The following is a 17,061-nucleotide window of genomic DNA, read 5'->3' on the forward strand; positions in this document are numbered from 1 at the left end:
AAAATAATTAAGGGCAATGAGTGGTTTTCGTATGAAGTCAGTTTCGGCGACAGAAGCAAAGAATAATTTTGGTGAGCTACTACTTGGAGCTCAGGCTAGTCCCATCTCTATAACGCGAAATGGAAAAGAGCAGGGCGTTTTATTGTCAGCAAACGATTATGCTTTACTCAAGAAAAAGGCGATGCAAGCTGCTGTAAATGAGGGGATTAGCAGTGGTTCGGCTGGAGAGCTGGATATTGAATATATTAAGCAAAGTGGCAGAGAGCTATTAGGTAAGTAGCTTGAAAATAATACAAACTAATGCAGCAAGGACAGATTTGATTGAAATCTGACTTTATGGCGCAGAAAATTGGGGAATAGAGTGTGCAGACGAATACTTGGATGAACTAGGTAGTTTCATAAAAAGCTTGTGTAATTTTCCCGATAAATATCGCCTACAAAAAAATTATGTACCGCCAGTGAGAATTGGCTTGTATAGGAGTCACTTGGTCATCTATACCAATGAGATTGATACAATCTCGATAATTCGTGTCCTTCACAAGACTATGGATGTTCCAGGTCAATTAGATTAAAAACAGGTCTGTCGATACGTTGACTTACTCTCAAGGTGAGTTACTTTTCCGGCATAAGGTGAGGGGCAAGCGGCGGACGTCGCGCTGATTCTTTAGGGCCGTACCACTTCGCTAAGTAATCTAAAATAACCGGCTCTGCGTCACCTAATGGCCACAATTTTTGTGTGTCTTGCATCCACCTGATAGTTTCTAACCAACGCTTTTTACTCATGGCGTTTTGCGTAATAAGCGAGGTTGAATGGCATGCGCTACAGTGAGCTAAAACTAGGTTCGAGCCTTCAGCTATTACTAAACCCGACTGAGGATCTGTTGCAGGTTCGGCTACCGCTGATCTACTTGCAAAAATGACGGTAAGCCCGGTTACGCAAAGCGCAATACAAATTGTACGTAACGCTAAAGACATAGCAGAGCTCCTATGATTGGTAGATTTGTATCTTCTACATCATTCATCTTTACGCTACCACTTTTACAGCAATGCGATGGCATGCATTGTTCAAATAACCTTTTGGATTCCAACCAGGTAGCACCATGGGTTGGGCTTTACCTGTTTCATCTACCGCTTTTGCCCATATTTCATAGTAGCCTTTTTGAGGGAATGAAATATTAGAGGTGAAATGTTGCCAAGCATGTCTGTTTACTGGACGAGATAGCTCGGCTCGTTGCCAAGTTTGGCCAAAGTCGATAGAGGTAAACATCTCTTTTACGTTTGTTGAACCGCACCACGCGTGCCCCCTTACCGTCAAAGGTTTTGAGAGCTTTTGTTCTACGCCCGACTTAGGGTAGGTGATAAGCGACTTTACAGGCATAGCTTCAATAATACACATTTCGTCGTCGGGAACGCTGACTCCTGGTGCCACAGGCTCGCACGGAACACGGTAGGCTTTACCTAGCATTTTTGCGCCATCGTGTACTTGGTTTCGAATAACAATTTTGCTTAGCCACTTGCCGCTTGTGGAAGCAGGCCAGCCACCAAACACCAAGCGTAACGGAAAACCATTCATAACGGGTAACGGCTCTCCGTTCATTTCCCACGCAATAAGCGACTCATCTTCCATGGCTTTACTAATAGGAACGCCTCGCGAAATTGCGGCTTTGCCGGGCGTTCTGCTTAAATGCTGATCGTTGCCATAGTAACCAATATATACGGCGTCATCTTTTACGCCCACGGCTTGCAATACGTCTTTTAGCCGAACGCCCGTCCATTTTGGGCAGCCTACTGCGCCGGTGGTCCACTGATTCCCCGTGGCAGCTGGAGAAAACTCAGCCCTGCCGTTACCGCCGCACTCTAACGTGAGTTGGTAGGTGTAATGTTTAAAGCGTTGTTTTAACTCATTGAGGGTGAATGTTATTGATTGTTTAGCGGATTCACCTTCTATGGTGAGTGTCCAGGTATCTGGGTTTGGCGCGGTTGGCACAATACCGTTGTTACGCACGAAAAGACGGTTTGCCGGTGTAACCTTGTCATCAAGCAGATGCGCGGGCGTTTCCGCATTTACTGGACGGTCGTTTAGAACCACTAGCCCGTCTTTACCTTCTATTTTAAAAGGGGTGTCCGATTGTGCGAAAGCAGCGGGAATAAGCCCTGCCGGCATGAACTGACCGTAAACCACTTCGGCGCCAAGCAGTACCGACAGCGTTTTTAACCCAGATAAAAAGCCTCGACGGCTCAGTGGGTTACTGGTTCTGCCAAATACGGTGTGGTCTGCTTTTTCAGCATTGATGGCGTAAAGTTCATGAAGGCCGCGTTTTTTCACTGCTTTTACCTTTTAAAATTACAGACGTTTTGTTTGGTTTGTATCGCTGCGCTACTGCCTATCTACACAGGCGAATTATAGAAAGTACAAGTAGCCCAAAATGAGTAACGCTATCCAAATGGTTTCGGCTAATATCATCATTATGGGTAAAGCGCCTACTTCGGCAAGCTTACCCAAGTTAGACTTCATACCAATAGCGGTGATCGACACAACTAAAAAGAAACGCGATACTTGGGCCCCTGTTTCAACAATGTAGTCGGGTAACGTAACAAAGCTATTGAGTAGCATCATGGTAATAAAGCCCACTAAAAACAGCGGGACTTTAGGCACGTCGCCTTCGTCTAACTGCTGATTTGCTGTGTAAAAACGTTTTATAATCAGCATCATAATAAGCACCACGGGCATGAGCATGGCCACGCGCACAAGTTTGGTCAATGTGGCCATATCTCCAGCTTCTTCCGAAACTGAATACCCTGCGCCCACCACCTGTGCTACATCGTGAATGGTTCCACCTAAAAATATTCCTGCTTCTACATTGTTCATGTTTACTTGTGCAGCAATGATGGGATATACAATCATCGCGATAGTCGACATGGCAGTAACGCCAATAACAGTTAGCAGGGTGTCTCGTTCGTGGTTCTCCCCTTTGGGCAGAATTGTTGAAATAGCCAGTGCGGCCGATGCCCCGCAAATGGCTACCGAACCACCAGTAAGTGCGCCAAAGCGCTTTTGCAAACCAAAGGCTTTAGCAAGAAAAACGCCCAGCACTATGGTGGTAAATATAGCGCCAGTCAGCATGAATGCTGTTTGCCAACCCAGCACTACTAAATCGCCAAGTGCAACCCGTAGGCCTAGAAGGACCACTCCCGCTCGCAGTAATGTGCTTGCGGTAAAATCGATACCGCAAGCACAGGGAGCGTCTTCTTGATACAAAAATGACACTGCCATACCAAGCAGTAGAGCAAATAACATAGCAGGTGCGTTGTAATGTTCACTGAGAAAAAGCGCTGCCATTCCGGTAATGGTAGCAATGCCTAAGCCCGGCCAAATATTTTTACACTTAACTGCTATGTCATTCATGTTAATTACCGATCAGAAGCCACGAGTGCTACTAGCACTACACGCTTTCTGTCGCCCCCGTAAGGACGGCGGCCGTGCATTGTTCGGTAATTATCGACAATAGCCACATCACCATCTTGCCACTCAAGGTCGAAGGTAAAGGTTTCCGCTAGCTCTGAGATACGCTCTAAACCCTCTTTAGGTATAGGTGTACCATCACCAAAGGTAATAGCTGAAGATGGGTTTTCTTTTACGCCCTTCCAGCCTTTATAAGCAGCGATAAGCTGGTTATAGAAAACTTCCGCGCCGTCGCCAAGCTCAACAACAGCTGGTAAAACAGGCGTTATAGCCTTTAAACTACCATCGTCGAGCCACTCCCATGAATAACCCAATTCACTCAGCTTGGTCTCTGCCTCTTCCACTGTTTCAACACTTAGTGTGCTTTTCCAGCTTCTGCCTTGGCCTGAATTGGCATCGTCTGCGGCCGGCATTGCAGTGGTATATTTCAGACCTTTCTCTTTAAAGTCGTTAGCAAGACTTGGGTCTTCGGCTTTCAATGCTTCAAACAACTTATCAGAGCGGCATAGCGGAGTCGCTCCACCTTCGTCAGCAGCAGACTGACAAAAGAAGAATACCTTACTAGGTGAAATTGGTGTTTGCGCCATTTCATGGTGTAGAAATATTTCTATGTCTTTAGGCGCCTCGTTGGCGGTGAAAACCCGTTCGGTAAAGTTAATTCTTACTGCGTTAGATAACGATTCTTGATAAGTAAAATTAGGATAGCCAAAGCCGGCCGAAAAAACGTCGAAGGCCTCTGCCGAATCGAGTGGAAAGCCGCGAAACAATAGGGAACCAGTATCGGCCAACTTAGCCTCTAGTTCAGCCTGATTAGCCCTTACAAACTCTACGGTATCTGCAACTGTTTTGCATCCAGTGCTATTTACAACAATAGCCGGAAATTCTTCACCGTTGTATGTGTGCTGGGTTGCTATGTTGGCATACTCAACACTGGAGGTCTCATTAACGCTTTTCATTTTTAGCTCCTAGTCGTAAATAGGGTGGAAACGGTTAAAGGCTGCTTCGCAGAAGTGTCCAGGATCATTAAAGCGTCGGTTCATATTTAGCGCAGATATAGCCTGCATTTCTTCATCGGTTAGGTTGAAGTCGAAAAGAGCAATATTCTCTTTCATACGCTCAACTTTTGACGTTTTAGGGATAATGGCGTTACCGCGTTGAATACCCCAACGCAGCACTATTTGAGCGGGGGTTTTATTATGGGCCTGTGCAGCTGCTATCACTACGCTTTGCTCTAGCACAGACTCTGTCTTATCTGCCATTTCTAGTTCTAGGTAAGAGAGGGCACCAAGAGGAGAGAAGGCTGTGACCGCTAGCCCATAATCTTTTGCCAGTCTTATTAACCTTTCTTGTGTAAGGTAGGGGTGAGATTCTATTTGCAGCATGGAAGGTTTCACGCGTGCGTAGCTCATTAGGTCGTGAATGAGGCCGGTGTTGTAATTACACACACCAATCTGTTTTACTTTGCCTTCATCAACCAACTCTTCCATTGCAGCCCAAGTTTTGTATAGCGGGATAGGCGCTAATTCCATTTTTGGTTCTGAGGCTTCTGGGTCGTAAAACCACTCTGGAGGATAGCGAGTTTCAATGGGAACAAACTTCTGAGCTATCGGGAAATGGATAAGATATAAATCTAGATAGTCGAGCTGTAAATCACTCAGTGTTTTATCTAGCGCAAGTGATACGTGTTCTGGCGCATGAAAGGTGTTCCACAGTTTCGACGTGATCCACAACTCTTCCCGTTTACAGATACCTTCAGAAATGGCGCGCGCTATTCCCTCACCAACTTCTTTCTCATTGCCGTAATCTGTAGCGCAATCTAAGTGACGATATCCTGCTTTGATAGCCTCGTAGGTAGTGTCTGCACATATGGCAGTGTCTACTTTCCAAAAGCCAAACCCTACCTCTGGTATTTTATCCATCGCGTTATTCACCCTTCATTATTAAATAATGTCGCTAGTATGCTTAATTCAAACATTGGTCTTGTATAAGACATAAGTTATTATACAGGTAGGGTTAAGTCAACAATCTGTTAACAAAGTTAATGGGGTAAGGTAGGTTTTAGGGCTGGTAAGAGGAGCTTTATAAATTGGAAAGTCAATTTTGGTAGAGAAAGTGGATACTAAATCATTCTAAGGCTAATCTAGTTCCACCTGATAATGATAATGGTCGGTACGACATTTACTCTCGCGGTATTCTATTAATTTACCTTCTATCGACTCTGTTATTCGCGTGACAAGCAAAAGCGGTGTGCCCTCCTCTACGTGTAAGCACTCAGCATCTTCTTTAGACGCTAAAATAGCCTTTATGCTGTCGCGGGTTTTAAACACCGTTAAGTTATAGTCGGTTTGATAAAAGTGATACAGCGTGTGCGGAATGTCTTCGCGGTTGTTTATGCCGGTAAACATCTTGGCTGGTAAATAGATGGTTTCCAGCATACAGAATTCGTTATCGAGTATACGTCTGCGCTTTAATTTAATTACCTTGTCTTTAGCAGTAATAGAAAGGGCCTGCTGAACGGCATTGGTAGGTGAAATACGTTCTTTACTTAACAGTTCTGCCTTTGGAAGGTCGGCTCCTTTGCCATCAGCTTGAAGAGGAAAAAAGCGAAATAGAGCGTCTTGCGCTGTGTGTTCCGAAACAAACGTACCTACGCCTTGTCGCCTTGTGACTATTTTGGTGTCTGTGAGTAGTGTGAGCGCTTTTCGCACCGTTCCCTGGCTTACATTAAATTCGTCGGCCAGTTTAAATTCACTAGGAAGCATTTCGCCAGGCTGCCATCTGCGTTCAACAATGAGCTGCTTAATATATTCGCCAACTTGCTGATAAAGAGGCTGAAAGGCAAGGCTAGGCCCGCCGAGCTTATGGTCAAATTGAGAGGAAGACATAAATCCGAAACCTAATGACTATTTTTCTTTTGTTATATCACACACAAGATGTATAGCGTACTTTTATTGAGAAGATTGCTTGCTCGGCATCAGTTCAATTGATTTCCCTTTGAGGGTTTTGCCTGTTAGTTTACGTTTCGTTATAAAGAGAAAATGCTGATTGACACCATAGTTACATTTCATTAACTTATGTCTTATACAAGACATGTAGAGTAGTGATGAAATGAGTAACGCTTTTAGTGTAATTGAGCCAGATTGGAACGCCATTGACCCGGCAGAAATTGTCCAACCACCACACCTTGAGAGTGACGAAATTCTCATTGTACCTACTCAGCTAGGCGAACTTAGAATGTCCATAAGTAATTATGGGTTAAGAATTCAAAGTGCTGATGATAATCAAGCGGCCTACGGCATGCTCACTGCCACACCAAAAAATGAATCACTGACACTCTCTGGTGATAATGATAAATACTGTGTGACTGGTGGCCAGTATCGCTTGGAGTTATGCGCTTCACCTCTGCATTTCAAGCTTTATAAGGGCGAAACCTTGGTGCAGCAAAGTGCAACAGATGGACACTTTGTTCGCCAGCATCGCTTACCGCCTTTTGCAAAAACAGATGCTGGCTGGTTGATTAGCTTAGAACTCGGATATGATGAGGCCGTATATGGGCTGGGCGAAAAGTGGGCGAAGCTAGATAAGCGAGGTCAATTAATTCGGTCATACAATCACGATGCGTTGGGTGTTAATGCGGAAAAATCTTACAAGAATACGCCTTATGCGTGGAGTCCCGATGGCTGGAACTTATTTGTACATACTACATCGCCTGTCACTCACGGAGTAGGTTATGCGCTTTGGTCTCAGCGCGCTTATGTATGTTTAGTCGAAGACTCGCTGCTAGATATGTTTCTCTATCATGAAGATACTCCAGCAAACAGCATTCACACCTACAGTCAGCTTACCGGCTTCGCACCAACACCACCAACTTGGAGCTTGGGCGTCATTCTTTCAAAGGCGTATTACAAAGACGCAGAAGAGCTTTTAGCGGTAGCGCGAGAGGTTCGTGAAAAGGAAATGCCCTGCGACGTGATTACTCTCGACGGCAGAGCGTGGCAAGACACAGATACGCGCTTTGCATTTGAGTGGGACCCGTCACGCTATGCCGATCCGAAACCCGTTATTGATGAGTTAAAGGCGTTAGGGTTTAAAATTTGTGTATGGGAATACCCCATGATTTCAGTGAAGAACCCTTTGTTTAAAAAGGCCGCTGAAAAAGGTTGGTTAATTAAAGACAAGCGCACAGGCAAAGCCTATCGCTACGAATGGGACCTAAGCCCGTTTGGTGAAGTGCTCACCCCACTGCCAGATTCGGGTATTCTCGATTTTACCCACCCAGAAGCCTACGAATTTTGGAGGGAGTCGCATAAGCCTCTCTTCGATTTAGGCATAGATATGATAAAAGCCGACTTTGGTGAGCAGTTAGAAGATGACAATATGCTCTCGTACAGCGGTGACTCCGGAAATCGCCTGCACAATGTTTATAGCATGCTCTATAACCGCTGTGTATATGAGGCAGCCGAAAAATACTGCAAAACAGGCCCATTTTTATTTAGCCGTTCTGCGTGGACAGGCAGTCAGCGTTATCCGTCACAGTGGGGAGGAGACCCGCAGGCCGATTGGCAAGGTTTAGCGGCCAGTATCCGTGGTAGTTTGTCTTGGGGACTGTCTGGTGGTCCTTTCTTTGCAACCGATATTGGCGGCTTTTATAAAGATACACGAGATGCAGAGCTGTATGTGCGTTGGACCCAAGCGTCTGTATTCAGCGCTCATATGCGGCTTCACGGTATAGGCCCTCGCGAACCGTGGTCTTATGGCGAGGCAGCCTCAGCTGCCGTATTCGAGGCAATAAAGCTAAGGTATCAACTTATCCCTTATCTACAAAAAGTGGCGAAACAGGCAACAGAAACAGGGCTACCGCTGCAACGTGCCATGGTACTCGCGTTTCCAGATGAACCGCTATCTCACAGTTTCGAACAGCAATTTATGTGTGGTGATGACTTGCTCGTTGTCCCATGCGTGGTGCCGGGTGGGAAGTTGAAATATTACCTGCCGAAAGGAGAATGGGTGCGTTTCGCAAGCGAAGAAGTGGTAAGCGGCGGCGTCTATAGAGAAGAAACACTGGCGTTGAACGACATTGCAGTATTTGCGAAAAAAGGCAGTCGCATTGAATTAGGGCCTGATGTTCAGCATACCGACATGGATATGTCGAATGTAACCTTATGGCCTGCACAATAGCTGGCGAGGAGTAATAATGGATATCACCCTTACATTGTTGTCATGTATGGCGTTTATGCTTTTAGTGGCCGTCATTTCTTATATGAAAACAAAAGGCGAGGTGAATACTCAAGATGGTTACTTCCTCGCTGGTCGAGGACTAACCGGAACCTTTATTGCCGGCTCTATGATTTTAACCAATTTGTCTGCTGAACAGCTGATTGGGCTAAACGGTTCTGCTTTTGGCTATAACTTAAGCGCTATGGCGTGGGAAGTTACCGCGGGTGTTTCAACTATTATTATGGCCCTGGTATTTTTACCCCGCTACTTAGTAGGAGCATTTTCCACTTTACCAGAGTTTTTAAGAGATCGATTTGACGACAGTGTACGCCGAATGACTGTGGTGCTATTCATGGTGGGATACTCCTTGGTCACAATTCCTTCGGTACTTTATTCCGGCTCTATTGCTGTATTGCGGTTGTTCGATGTTCCGGGCCTGTTAAATTTGAGCTACGAAGCAAGTCTCGTATTAACGATTGTCGTTGTAGGTACTGTAGGTGCGCTTTACGCAATTTTTGGTGGTTTAAAAGCGGTGGCGGTGTCAGACACGATTAATGGTGTTGGCCTACTTATCGTTGGGTTACTGGTGCCAATACTTGGGCTTATAGCTTTAGGAGATGGCAGCTTTAGCGCCGGTTTAACTACTATTGCTACTACGGAAACTGAAAAGCTGAATGCAATAGGTGGGCCCGACGATCCCGTACCCTTCGGCACCATTTTTACCGGAATGATATTAGCTAACCTCTTCTATTGGGGCACCAACCAGTATGTTATCCAGCGTACGCTTGGGGCTAAAAATTTAGTAGAAGGTCAAAAAGGCGTGCTTTTTTCAGGATATTTCAAAGTACTAGTGCCCTTTATGATGATGCTTCCGGGTGTAATTGCATATCACCTATATCAAGATGAAAGCCTGCAAACTATCGATCTCGCCTATCCGCATTTAGTGAAAGATGTTCTACCACAATATCTGTCTGGCTTCTTTTTAGCCGTGCTTCTTGGTGCCGTGTTTAGTTCTTTTAATTCACTGCTTAACAGCGCAGCTACATTGTTTTGTTTAGACGTGTATAAGCCCTTTAAGAAAGACAATGTGAGCGATGAAAAGATAATTCGCGTTGCGAAAATTACCAGCTTGGTTATTGCGTTGCTGTCTTTTATTACCGCGCCGTTACTTATGCTAGCCCCTGACGGGTTGTGGCAAATAATTCGTATATTTACCGGCTTTTATAATATACCGGTTATCACAATTGTATTAGTGGGGCTATTTACAAGGCATGTCCCTGCATTAGCAGCAAAGGTGGCTATTATTTTCCATGTTATTGCATACGGGTTGCTAAAATTTGTGTGGGAGGTAGATATTAACTTCATTCATATTTACGCCATTTTATTTGTGATTGAACTGGCAATTATGCTGACCATTGGGCACATGTATCCAAGAAGCACCCCATGGCAGTTTACATTAAAAGCAGAAGTGAATATGACGCCATGGCGCTACGCTATTCCATGCGCCATTGTGCTCTTAAGCCTTATAGCAACGCTATATTTAATGTTCTCACCAATAGGCTTTGTGGGCGGTTTAAGTCAATCGTTTATCCCTATTTTAATTTCACTATGGGCAACATGCTTTATTGCCATTGGAATTAGTTTGAAATGGTGGCGAGCAAAGTATGTGCAAAGTCTTAAGCGCTTGGCAGTGGGCACGTAATTAATACGCAGAGACACATATATTGTCTCTGCTTATCCTCGCCATACTCAAAAACACATCAAAAAAATTAACATACCGTTTGCAAATGCATTTACAATTGTTTAACTTTATATCTCTTATATAAGACATCAGACATAAGATTTCTTCTATAAGACAATAATTAAAATGAAATGGCAATGTAGCCAATTATTAAAAAATAAAACACATGCTTCGGCCCTGCAGTTAACACGCCTTTCAATGTTTCGAAGTTGGATAAGTTCAACGTAAATAGTGAATGGCGAGAAGCATAAAAGGCGAATTCCTTGGAGAACAACATGAAAACAAGAAGGTCGATTGTTAGTCGAGCGGTAACGCTTGCAATGACATCAGGATTACTCTTCAGTGCACACGGCTATGCGCAAGACAATGAACAGGTTGAAGACGCTGTTGACGAAAAGTCACTCGAAAAAATTGTAGTAACGTCACAAAAGCGTGTGGAGAGTATTAGCGATATTCCTGTTGCCGTTTCAGTATTGCGCGAAGACCAAATTAATGCGGCCTTCGCTAATAATATTGAGGGCCTTCAGGCATTAGTGCCTTCTGTAAGCTTTCGAAAAGGAAATACAACGCGTAACTCGGCAATCACCGTTCGTGGTGTTGGTACTATATCTTTTAGTGTTGCTGCAGAACCAAGTGTATCAACCGTGGTAGATGGTGTTGTTCTTGGTCGTTCTGGTCAGGCATTTATGGATCTTTACGACCTTGAAAGAATTGAGGTTTTGCGTGGCCCTCAAGGTACCCTGTTCGGTAAAAATGCATCGGCCGGTGTAGTTAACATTACAACCAAACGTCCACGGGATGAGTTTGGTGGAATGCTAGAAGCTACGTTATTCCAAGGTAATGAATATCGTTTACGAGGCAGTATGCATGGTGCCTTGAATGAAGACGCCAGCGGCAGTATTACTGTTATGAAATCTGGCTTTGACGGCTACATTGAAAACGTTTTCAACAATGAAATGGTTAACGGTTACGACAGAGAAGGCGTGCGAGCTATGCTCGATTATCGTATTTCTGATGATACCGAAATGCTTTTCATATTTGAAAATATGAAGTCAAATGATGACTGCTGTGCAGATTTAGAGTTAACGCCAAGTGGTCGACACCAGTCTGAGGCATCGCCTGATAGCACTGGTGTAGGAGACTTAGATTTAAGCCAACGACAAGTAGATCACGATTTTGAAACACGCACCATCGACGAGCATACTGCTTTCTCAATGCAGTTTGACACGATGATAGGCGACCATCAGTTTACCTCTATTACCGCATATCGCGACTGGGCAAACACTGAATTCCGTGAGGGTGATTTTACCTCTACCGCTGGGGATGAACCGTTCCCTGTATTTGGAGTGCCATTTCAATTGCACGATATAGGTCCACAAGACTGGAACCAAGTGTCGCAGGAGTTCCGTATTGCCTCTCCACTTGGGAACGCACTTGAGTATCAAGGTGGTGTGTTCTGGTGGCAACAAAAATCAAACCGTAGCTTTACGCGAGACGCAAGTTGCCAGAACAATAACGGGCAATTCCCTGCAGCAATTAGTGCTTATTTAAGCGGCACGTTAGGCGTAGAAAACCCCAGTGAAGAACAAGTAAATCAGTTCATTGAAGATGAGTCTTTAAGTTGTTTGGCAAATGATATTGTAAGCGCCACAGCCTTTATGGAAACTGAGTTTCTAAACTACGCTGTATTTGCTGACGGTAAATACCACATTAACGACGATTTGCGCTTATTATTTGGTCTTCGTTACACGAAAGACGAAGTGAGCTTTTCTCACAATCGCCGCAGTAACGATGAGTATGCGAGGACCGGTGTGGGCGTTCGTGGTTTTGACACAGACTTTGATGGTGAAACCGACGAAACCGACTTGTCTGGTAAGCTTGGCGTGCAGTACGACATCAACGATAACAGCATGGCGTATTTTACCTTCTCGCAAGGTTACAAAGGTCCTGCGTTTAACGTCTTTTACAATATGTCGCCAAACGATACGCTCCCCATTGGCCCTGAAACCTCTGATGCCTATGAATTAGGATATAAATACGCTAGCCGTGACTTCGTTTTTAATGCGGCAGTATTCCGCACAGAAATTGACGGTTTCCAGGCTAATAACCCAGAATTGTTAGACGGAGTCTTCATTACTCGTTTAACCAATGCAGGGTCTATTATTACCGAAGGCGCGGAAGTTGACTTTATTTGGCAAGTGAGCGATCAATTTAGCTTGTTCGGTGGAATGGCTACCGTAGATGCTACCGTTGATGAGTTTAGATGCCCTGTAGGTTTAGATACATGCGATGGCAGATCAGGTGCCGACTTACCATTCTCACCAGATTTAAAATATTCTCTAAGCGGTGAATACGTTTGGGAGCTTAACGATATGGACGTTTACTTAAACGCATCTTACGTTTATACCGACGAAATATTTGCGGGTGGTCCAGGTACAACTGCCGAGACAAACCCTGAAGCATTGTTGCCAGATTATGGAATTGTAAACGCGAGCCTAGCGTTCTCGTTTAACGATGATGACGTTCGTATATCTTTAATTGGTAAAAACCTCACTGATGAGAGCTTTGTCACTACGTATAGCGGTGACAACTTCCGATATCAGATACCTCGCGATGCAGACAGATACTTTGGTATTCAAGCGCGCCTAAGATACTAGAATTGGCAATAAGTATAAGCCAGCGGTGATTTATTACCGCTGGCTTTTTTGTTTTTACTGATAGCTAAAGAGTATTACTTTTTACGTACTATCAATAGCAAACCAACTACTAATGCTTTTAAAAAGAGTGCATTCAATGAAAAATTTGTACCCATCTAGCTTTGTCACATTACTTACTTTCTTGTCCATGACGCTGGTAATAAGCACAAGTGTGAACGGCCAAAACAGAATTGATACACAGCGACCCGATGCCCCAAAATTAGCTGCTTATGGAAAACATAAGGTGGGTGTGCGTACACTTGAGCTTGTTAATCCAAACCAAATTGATGTGGTCAATATTGATACCACCGACCCAGATTCCCCCGTGATCCCAAGATACGACAGACCGCTCTCAGTGGAGCTTTGGTACCCAGCAGCTGACGATGCTAACGGTGGTAAGATACAAACCACTTATTTGCGAGATGGAACAACAGAAATTGAGATTAGCGGAAAGGCAATGCGCGATGCGAAACCGCTAAAGGATAGTGAGGCTTTTCCTTTCATTGTGATTTCTCACGGTTACCCAGGTAACCGCTATTTAATGGCGCATTTGGGAGAAAATTTGGCATCTAAAGGGTACATAGTTGCTGCTATTGACCATACTGACTCTACCTACCGTACTCTCGCAAGCTTTCAGTCAACGCTGGTTAATCGCCCATTAGATCAAGGATTTGTTCTAGATGAAATGGAAAAAATGAACGCAATGCCCAGCTTCTTTTTGCATGGAATGGTGGATATAAACAATAGCGCCATCATTGGTTACTCTATGGGCGGATATGGTGCTGTTATCATGAGTGGAGCAGGCATAACTGAACAAGCAGTAACGTCTGATATGTTGGTACCATCGGGTCTTTTGAGCATGTATCAAAGTGGGGCAGCTTCACAATCGAGCAGGCCAGACCCACGCATTAAAACAGTGATAGCGTTTGCGCCTTGGGGAATGAATTATCGTTTGTGGAATGAAAAAGGGTTAGGGGAAATTGATATTCCCATGTTGTTTGTTGCGGGTTCTGTCGATGATGTATCGGGCTATGAGAATGGTGTGAGGGCCATATGGGGTAAGGCGCAAAATACTGAGCGCGCACTTCTCACTTATGAAAACGCCAATCACGGTGCAGGAGCACCGATGCCGGCGCCCGAGGAAAGTTTTTACTTTAATACTGAGCTAGGCATTAATGTGAGTGAACATTACACCGACCCAGTTTGGGCCAATACACGAATGAATAATATTGCCCAGCACTTCGCAACTGCATGGTTAGGAAAGTATTTAAAAAACAACGATGCAATGAATAGATATTTAGATTTGGTGCCTTATTCAAATGAAGGCGTTTGGGCTAAAGATGAAAGTGGCGAAGAAAAACCAGAGCATACGCACTGGAAAGGCTTTAAAAATCGAACAGCAAAAGGTTTAAGGTTTGAATGGTTAAGGCCTTAACACTGCGAGATTAAAACCAAAGCAAAAAAACCGCTTGCCACTTTTGTGGCAAGCAACTTCTTCACCATCCCCCGATCGACAGCCACTTATCTATGACAACCCCATTTTCTACAACATAATAATGGTCGTATTGCGCCGCGGTGGCGCATGCATGATTAGGCAAGATTTCTATGGCTTTTGCTGCTGGAAATTGAGTGAAAATACTGTCGTTGTTCTCTGCAGAGCTATTTAAGGAACTGTCTATATGCTTTTCTGAATGGCTTTCTGGGCTTGCATTTGAAACCTCAGTAATAATACCGTGCTCTTGATTGGCGTCGCTCATAATATAGCGCGCCTCGTGGCTGCCTGAAGGAGAGACTAACCCGTAGCCATAATCTTGCGGGTGGTCGGCAGTACCTCTATCTCTCGACATGGCCATCCAACCTGCATCGGTGATTACCCAGCCTTTATCTTTTTGATGGCCTATTACCGTGCCTAATACCGACATAGCAATATCGTCTATGTCGCATACACCTAATCCCGCCATAACCAAGTCGAAAAAAACGTATACGCCTGCGCGTACCTCGGTTATTCCGTCTAGTTGGTCAACCGCAAATGCGGTAGGGGTAGAGCCAATAGAAACTGTATTGCAATGTATTCCCACCTCAAATAAACGCTTTACTGCGTGTAAGGTAAGGTCACGCTCTTGCGCCGCCATGTCTTGCTTTGCTTTTTCAGTAAAGCAGGCATAAGACTCACCCGCGTGGGTCATAACCCCCTCAAACTTTGCATGAGCACTATTTTTGATGTGTTTGGCAATAGAGAGAAGCGCATGTGAGTGAGGGTTTACCCCAGAGCGATGCCCGTCGGTGTCTAGCTCAATAATGACTTTGAACACGCAGTTGTGCTCCGCCATTTTATCAAGCACGAGCGACAGCATATCTTCGTTATCAATGACTATGGTTAGGTCACAGCCTTGCTGAATAAGCTGCGCTACGTGAGCTATTTTGTTTGGTGTAATACCCACCGCATACAAAATATCGTTCATGCCGTGTTTAAAAAAATAGTCTGCCTCTTTTAATGTTGAAACCGTAATGCCTTTAACGTTGCCAGCATCAATGATGGCCTTAGTTACCTCAATCGACTTATGGGTTTTAACGTGAGGGCGTAACGTGCATTGCAAATTACCAATATGCGCGGATAACCGAGCGATATTCCGCAGCAATTTGGCTTTGTCTATCAAGCAGCAGGGAGTGGGTAAATCTTCAATGTTGGTTGGAGTAAAATGCATAAGCGCCACACTGTAATTTAGATATCATATACAGTAATGCACTAGCACTCATGTTTCGAGTTTAATTCTCTAGGCGAGCTTAGAGAATTACACTAACTCCTGAAATTGATTTTGACGGTGTCGGCTATGTTTTTCTCTCACAGCAAATAACAACCGTTCCAATAGACACTTTTAAAGTCGCAGTTGGAACGCTTGTGGAATCAAGAGCTTTACTTATCGACGCGATAGATTTTGCGATTACGGGTATTTAAACGCTAACCATTCGAATTCTGACGTAGCTGCATTAAACGCAGTTCTTTTGACAGAATATTTTGATTAGTCTGCATAAAGATCCATAACTTCACTGCAATTTGAATATTAACGCTCAAAATAAAGCACACTCCCCAAAAAACCTGATTATCGCTCGACGCATTAAAAAACTCATATCCACACCAAACAAGCAAAAAGGTAAATAGAATGGCCAGTAGGTAGCCAATTTTCATTATTCCGACGAATCTGGATTCGAAACCAAGCTTGAGGTAACTTTTAAGCCCTCCGTCTATAAGCTCATCGAGTTCTTCGGATTGCTTTTGCAATTCACGTTTTATCTTTTCATCGATTTCATTTTTCATCGCTTATTTCCTCTCATTTTTTTCAATAACTGCTTTGAGCGTAGTTCTTGCCCGATGTAACCTCGACTTTATGGTTCCCTCAGGGACGCCAAGTACCAGACTCACTTCTCGAACAGAAAGATCGTTTACATAGTAAAGCTCTGCGGTTTCTCTCTCGCTACTGTCTAATTGTTGAAGCAAGGGAAATAAATCGAAGTCTTTCGAACCATCGGTTTCGTAAACGTGTTCATTCTGTGGGTCGGGTAACAAAACTTCTCGATTTGACTTTCGATACCAGTCATTTAACTCCCAAATTAGCGCTTTAAACAACCAACTTTTAAACAGTGAAACGTTGTTCAACCTATTTATCCTTCGATAAACTTTAAGCCATACATTTTGCGTGATGTCCTCGGCTATCATTTTATTTTTAACGCGAACGTACACATACTTTTTAAGAGAGTGGTTAAAATGTTCATACAATTTCTGCACGGCATAGCGGGAGCCCATCTGAGCCTCTAATACTAAAATTTCAATTTCTAAATCATCCATGACGTAAAAGAAGTTCGATAAGCTCAGTTAAAAACACGATCACCATCTTCAAAATTTGAACTAGCATACATACTCCATACCTAATTAATGAAGTAAAGAC

Annotated in this window: 15 protein-coding genes and 1 pseudogene; 7 read left to right on the forward strand and 9 right to left on the reverse strand. The window is 44.1% G+C overall.

Annotated features, from left to right (window positions below):
* Positions 1-31 precede the first annotated feature (31 nt).
* Together BM528_RS00585 and BM528_RS18995 are read left to right on the forward strand one after the other, a co-directional pair.
* A complete protein-coding gene (locus BM528_RS00585) occupies positions 32-280 on the forward strand; it encodes a type II toxin-antitoxin system Phd/YefM family antitoxin (RefSeq protein WP_071981078.1) in 249 nt (82 codons plus the stop codon).
* 73 nt (positions 281-353) lie between these two features.
* Positions 354-572 (forward strand): annotated as a pseudogene (locus BM528_RS18995) (type II toxin-antitoxin system RelE/ParE family toxin); the annotation flags it as partial.
* A gap of 40 nt (positions 573-612) precedes the next feature.
* Here BM528_RS18995 and BM528_RS00595 read toward each other — a convergent pair.
* The 6 genes from BM528_RS00595 to BM528_RS00620 all read right to left on the reverse strand — a co-directional run bounded on the left by BM528_RS00595 (position 613) and on the right by BM528_RS00620 (position 6,348).
* Positions 613-975 (reverse strand): hypothetical protein, encoded by a 363-nt coding sequence (locus BM528_RS00595; RefSeq protein WP_071978223.1) that lies wholly within the window; start codon positions 973-975, stop codon positions 613-615.
* Positions 976-1,024: 49 nt separating this feature from the next.
* A complete protein-coding gene (locus tag BM528_RS00600; protein ID WP_442855905.1) occupies positions 1,025-2,293 on the reverse strand; it encodes a sulfite oxidase in 1,269 nt (422 codons plus the stop codon).
* Positions 2,294-2,401: 108 nt separating this feature from the next.
* Positions 2,402-3,406 carry a YeiH family protein gene (locus BM528_RS00605; protein WP_071978225.1) on the reverse strand — a complete coding sequence of 335 codons (1,005 nt, stop codon included), beginning with the start codon at positions 3,404-3,406 and terminating at the stop codon, positions 2,402-2,404.
* Positions 3,407-3,411: 5 nt separating this feature from the next.
* A complete protein-coding gene (locus BM528_RS00610; protein WP_083595145.1) occupies positions 3,412-4,419 on the reverse strand; it encodes a TauD/TfdA family dioxygenase in 1,008 nt (335 codons plus the stop codon).
* A 9-nt stretch (positions 4,420-4,428) separates the two neighbouring features.
* A complete protein-coding gene (locus tag BM528_RS00615) occupies positions 4,429-5,382 on the reverse strand; it encodes an aldo/keto reductase (protein ID WP_083595147.1) in 954 nt (317 codons plus the stop codon).
* 216 nt (positions 5,383-5,598) lie between these two features.
* Positions 5,599-6,348 (reverse strand): GntR family transcriptional regulator, encoded by a 750-nt coding sequence (locus BM528_RS00620; RefSeq protein WP_071978227.1) that lies wholly within the window; start codon positions 6,346-6,348, stop codon positions 5,599-5,601.
* A 223-nt stretch (positions 6,349-6,571) separates the two neighbouring features.
* On the opposite strand from BM528_RS00620, the gene BM528_RS00625 reads away from it, so the two are divergent.
* The 4 genes from BM528_RS00625 (at position 6,572) to BM528_RS00640 (ending at position 14,552) form a co-directional block, all read left to right on the forward strand.
* Entirely contained in the window at positions 6,572-8,641 is a 2,070-nt protein-coding gene (locus BM528_RS00625; protein WP_071978228.1) for a glycoside hydrolase family 31 protein, read from the forward strand.
* A 16-nt stretch (positions 8,642-8,657) separates the two neighbouring features.
* Positions 8,658-10,382: a solute:sodium symporter family transporter gene (locus BM528_RS00630; protein ID WP_071978229.1), complete on the forward strand. Its 1,725-nt coding sequence runs from the start codon at positions 8,658-8,660 to the stop codon at positions 10,380-10,382.
* 314 nt (positions 10,383-10,696) lie between these two features.
* Positions 10,697-13,078, forward strand: a complete 2,382-nt coding sequence (locus tag BM528_RS00635) for a TonB-dependent receptor (protein ID WP_071978230.1) — start codon at positions 10,697-10,699, stop codon at positions 13,076-13,078.
* A gap of 136 nt (positions 13,079-13,214) precedes the next feature.
* Complete coding sequence (locus tag BM528_RS00640; RefSeq protein WP_232230534.1) at positions 13,215-14,552, forward strand: alpha/beta hydrolase family protein; 1,338 nt, start codon at positions 13,215-13,217, stop codon at positions 14,550-14,552.
* A 61-nt stretch (positions 14,553-14,613) separates the two neighbouring features.
* Here the strand turns inward: BM528_RS00640 and BM528_RS00645 are convergent, their stop codons facing one another.
* The gene (locus tag BM528_RS00645) at positions 14,614-15,822 is read right to left on the reverse strand and encodes an alanine racemase (protein WP_071978231.1); all 1,209 of its coding nucleotides are present in this window, start codon (positions 15,820-15,822) and stop codon (positions 14,614-14,616) included.
* An 86-nt stretch (positions 15,823-15,908) separates the two neighbouring features.
* Here BM528_RS00645 and BM528_RS18930 point away from each other — a divergent pair, with 86 nt between their 5' ends.
* Positions 15,909-16,073 (forward strand): CcdB family protein, encoded by a 165-nt coding sequence (locus BM528_RS18930; RefSeq protein ID WP_071981081.1) that lies wholly within the window; start codon positions 15,909-15,911, stop codon positions 16,071-16,073.
* A gap of 3 nt (positions 16,074-16,076) precedes the next feature.
* On the opposite strand, the gene BM528_RS00655 is transcribed toward BM528_RS18930, so the two are convergent.
* Both BM528_RS00655 and BM528_RS00660 read right to left on the reverse strand, forming a co-directional pair.
* Positions 16,077-16,433, reverse strand: a complete 357-nt coding sequence (locus tag BM528_RS00655) for a DUF6768 family protein (protein WP_071978232.1) — start codon at positions 16,431-16,433, stop codon at positions 16,077-16,079.
* Positions 16,434-16,436: 3 nt separating this feature from the next.
* A complete protein-coding gene (locus BM528_RS00660; protein ID WP_071978233.1) occupies positions 16,437-16,961 on the reverse strand; it encodes an RNA polymerase sigma factor in 525 nt (174 codons plus the stop codon).
* Between the last annotated feature and the right edge of the window lie 100 nt (positions 16,962-17,061).

The organism is Alteromonas sp. RW2A1 (assembly GCF_001886475.1).
Taxonomy (GTDB): domain Bacteria; phylum Pseudomonadota; class Gammaproteobacteria; order Enterobacterales; family Alteromonadaceae; genus Alteromonas; species Alteromonas hispanica.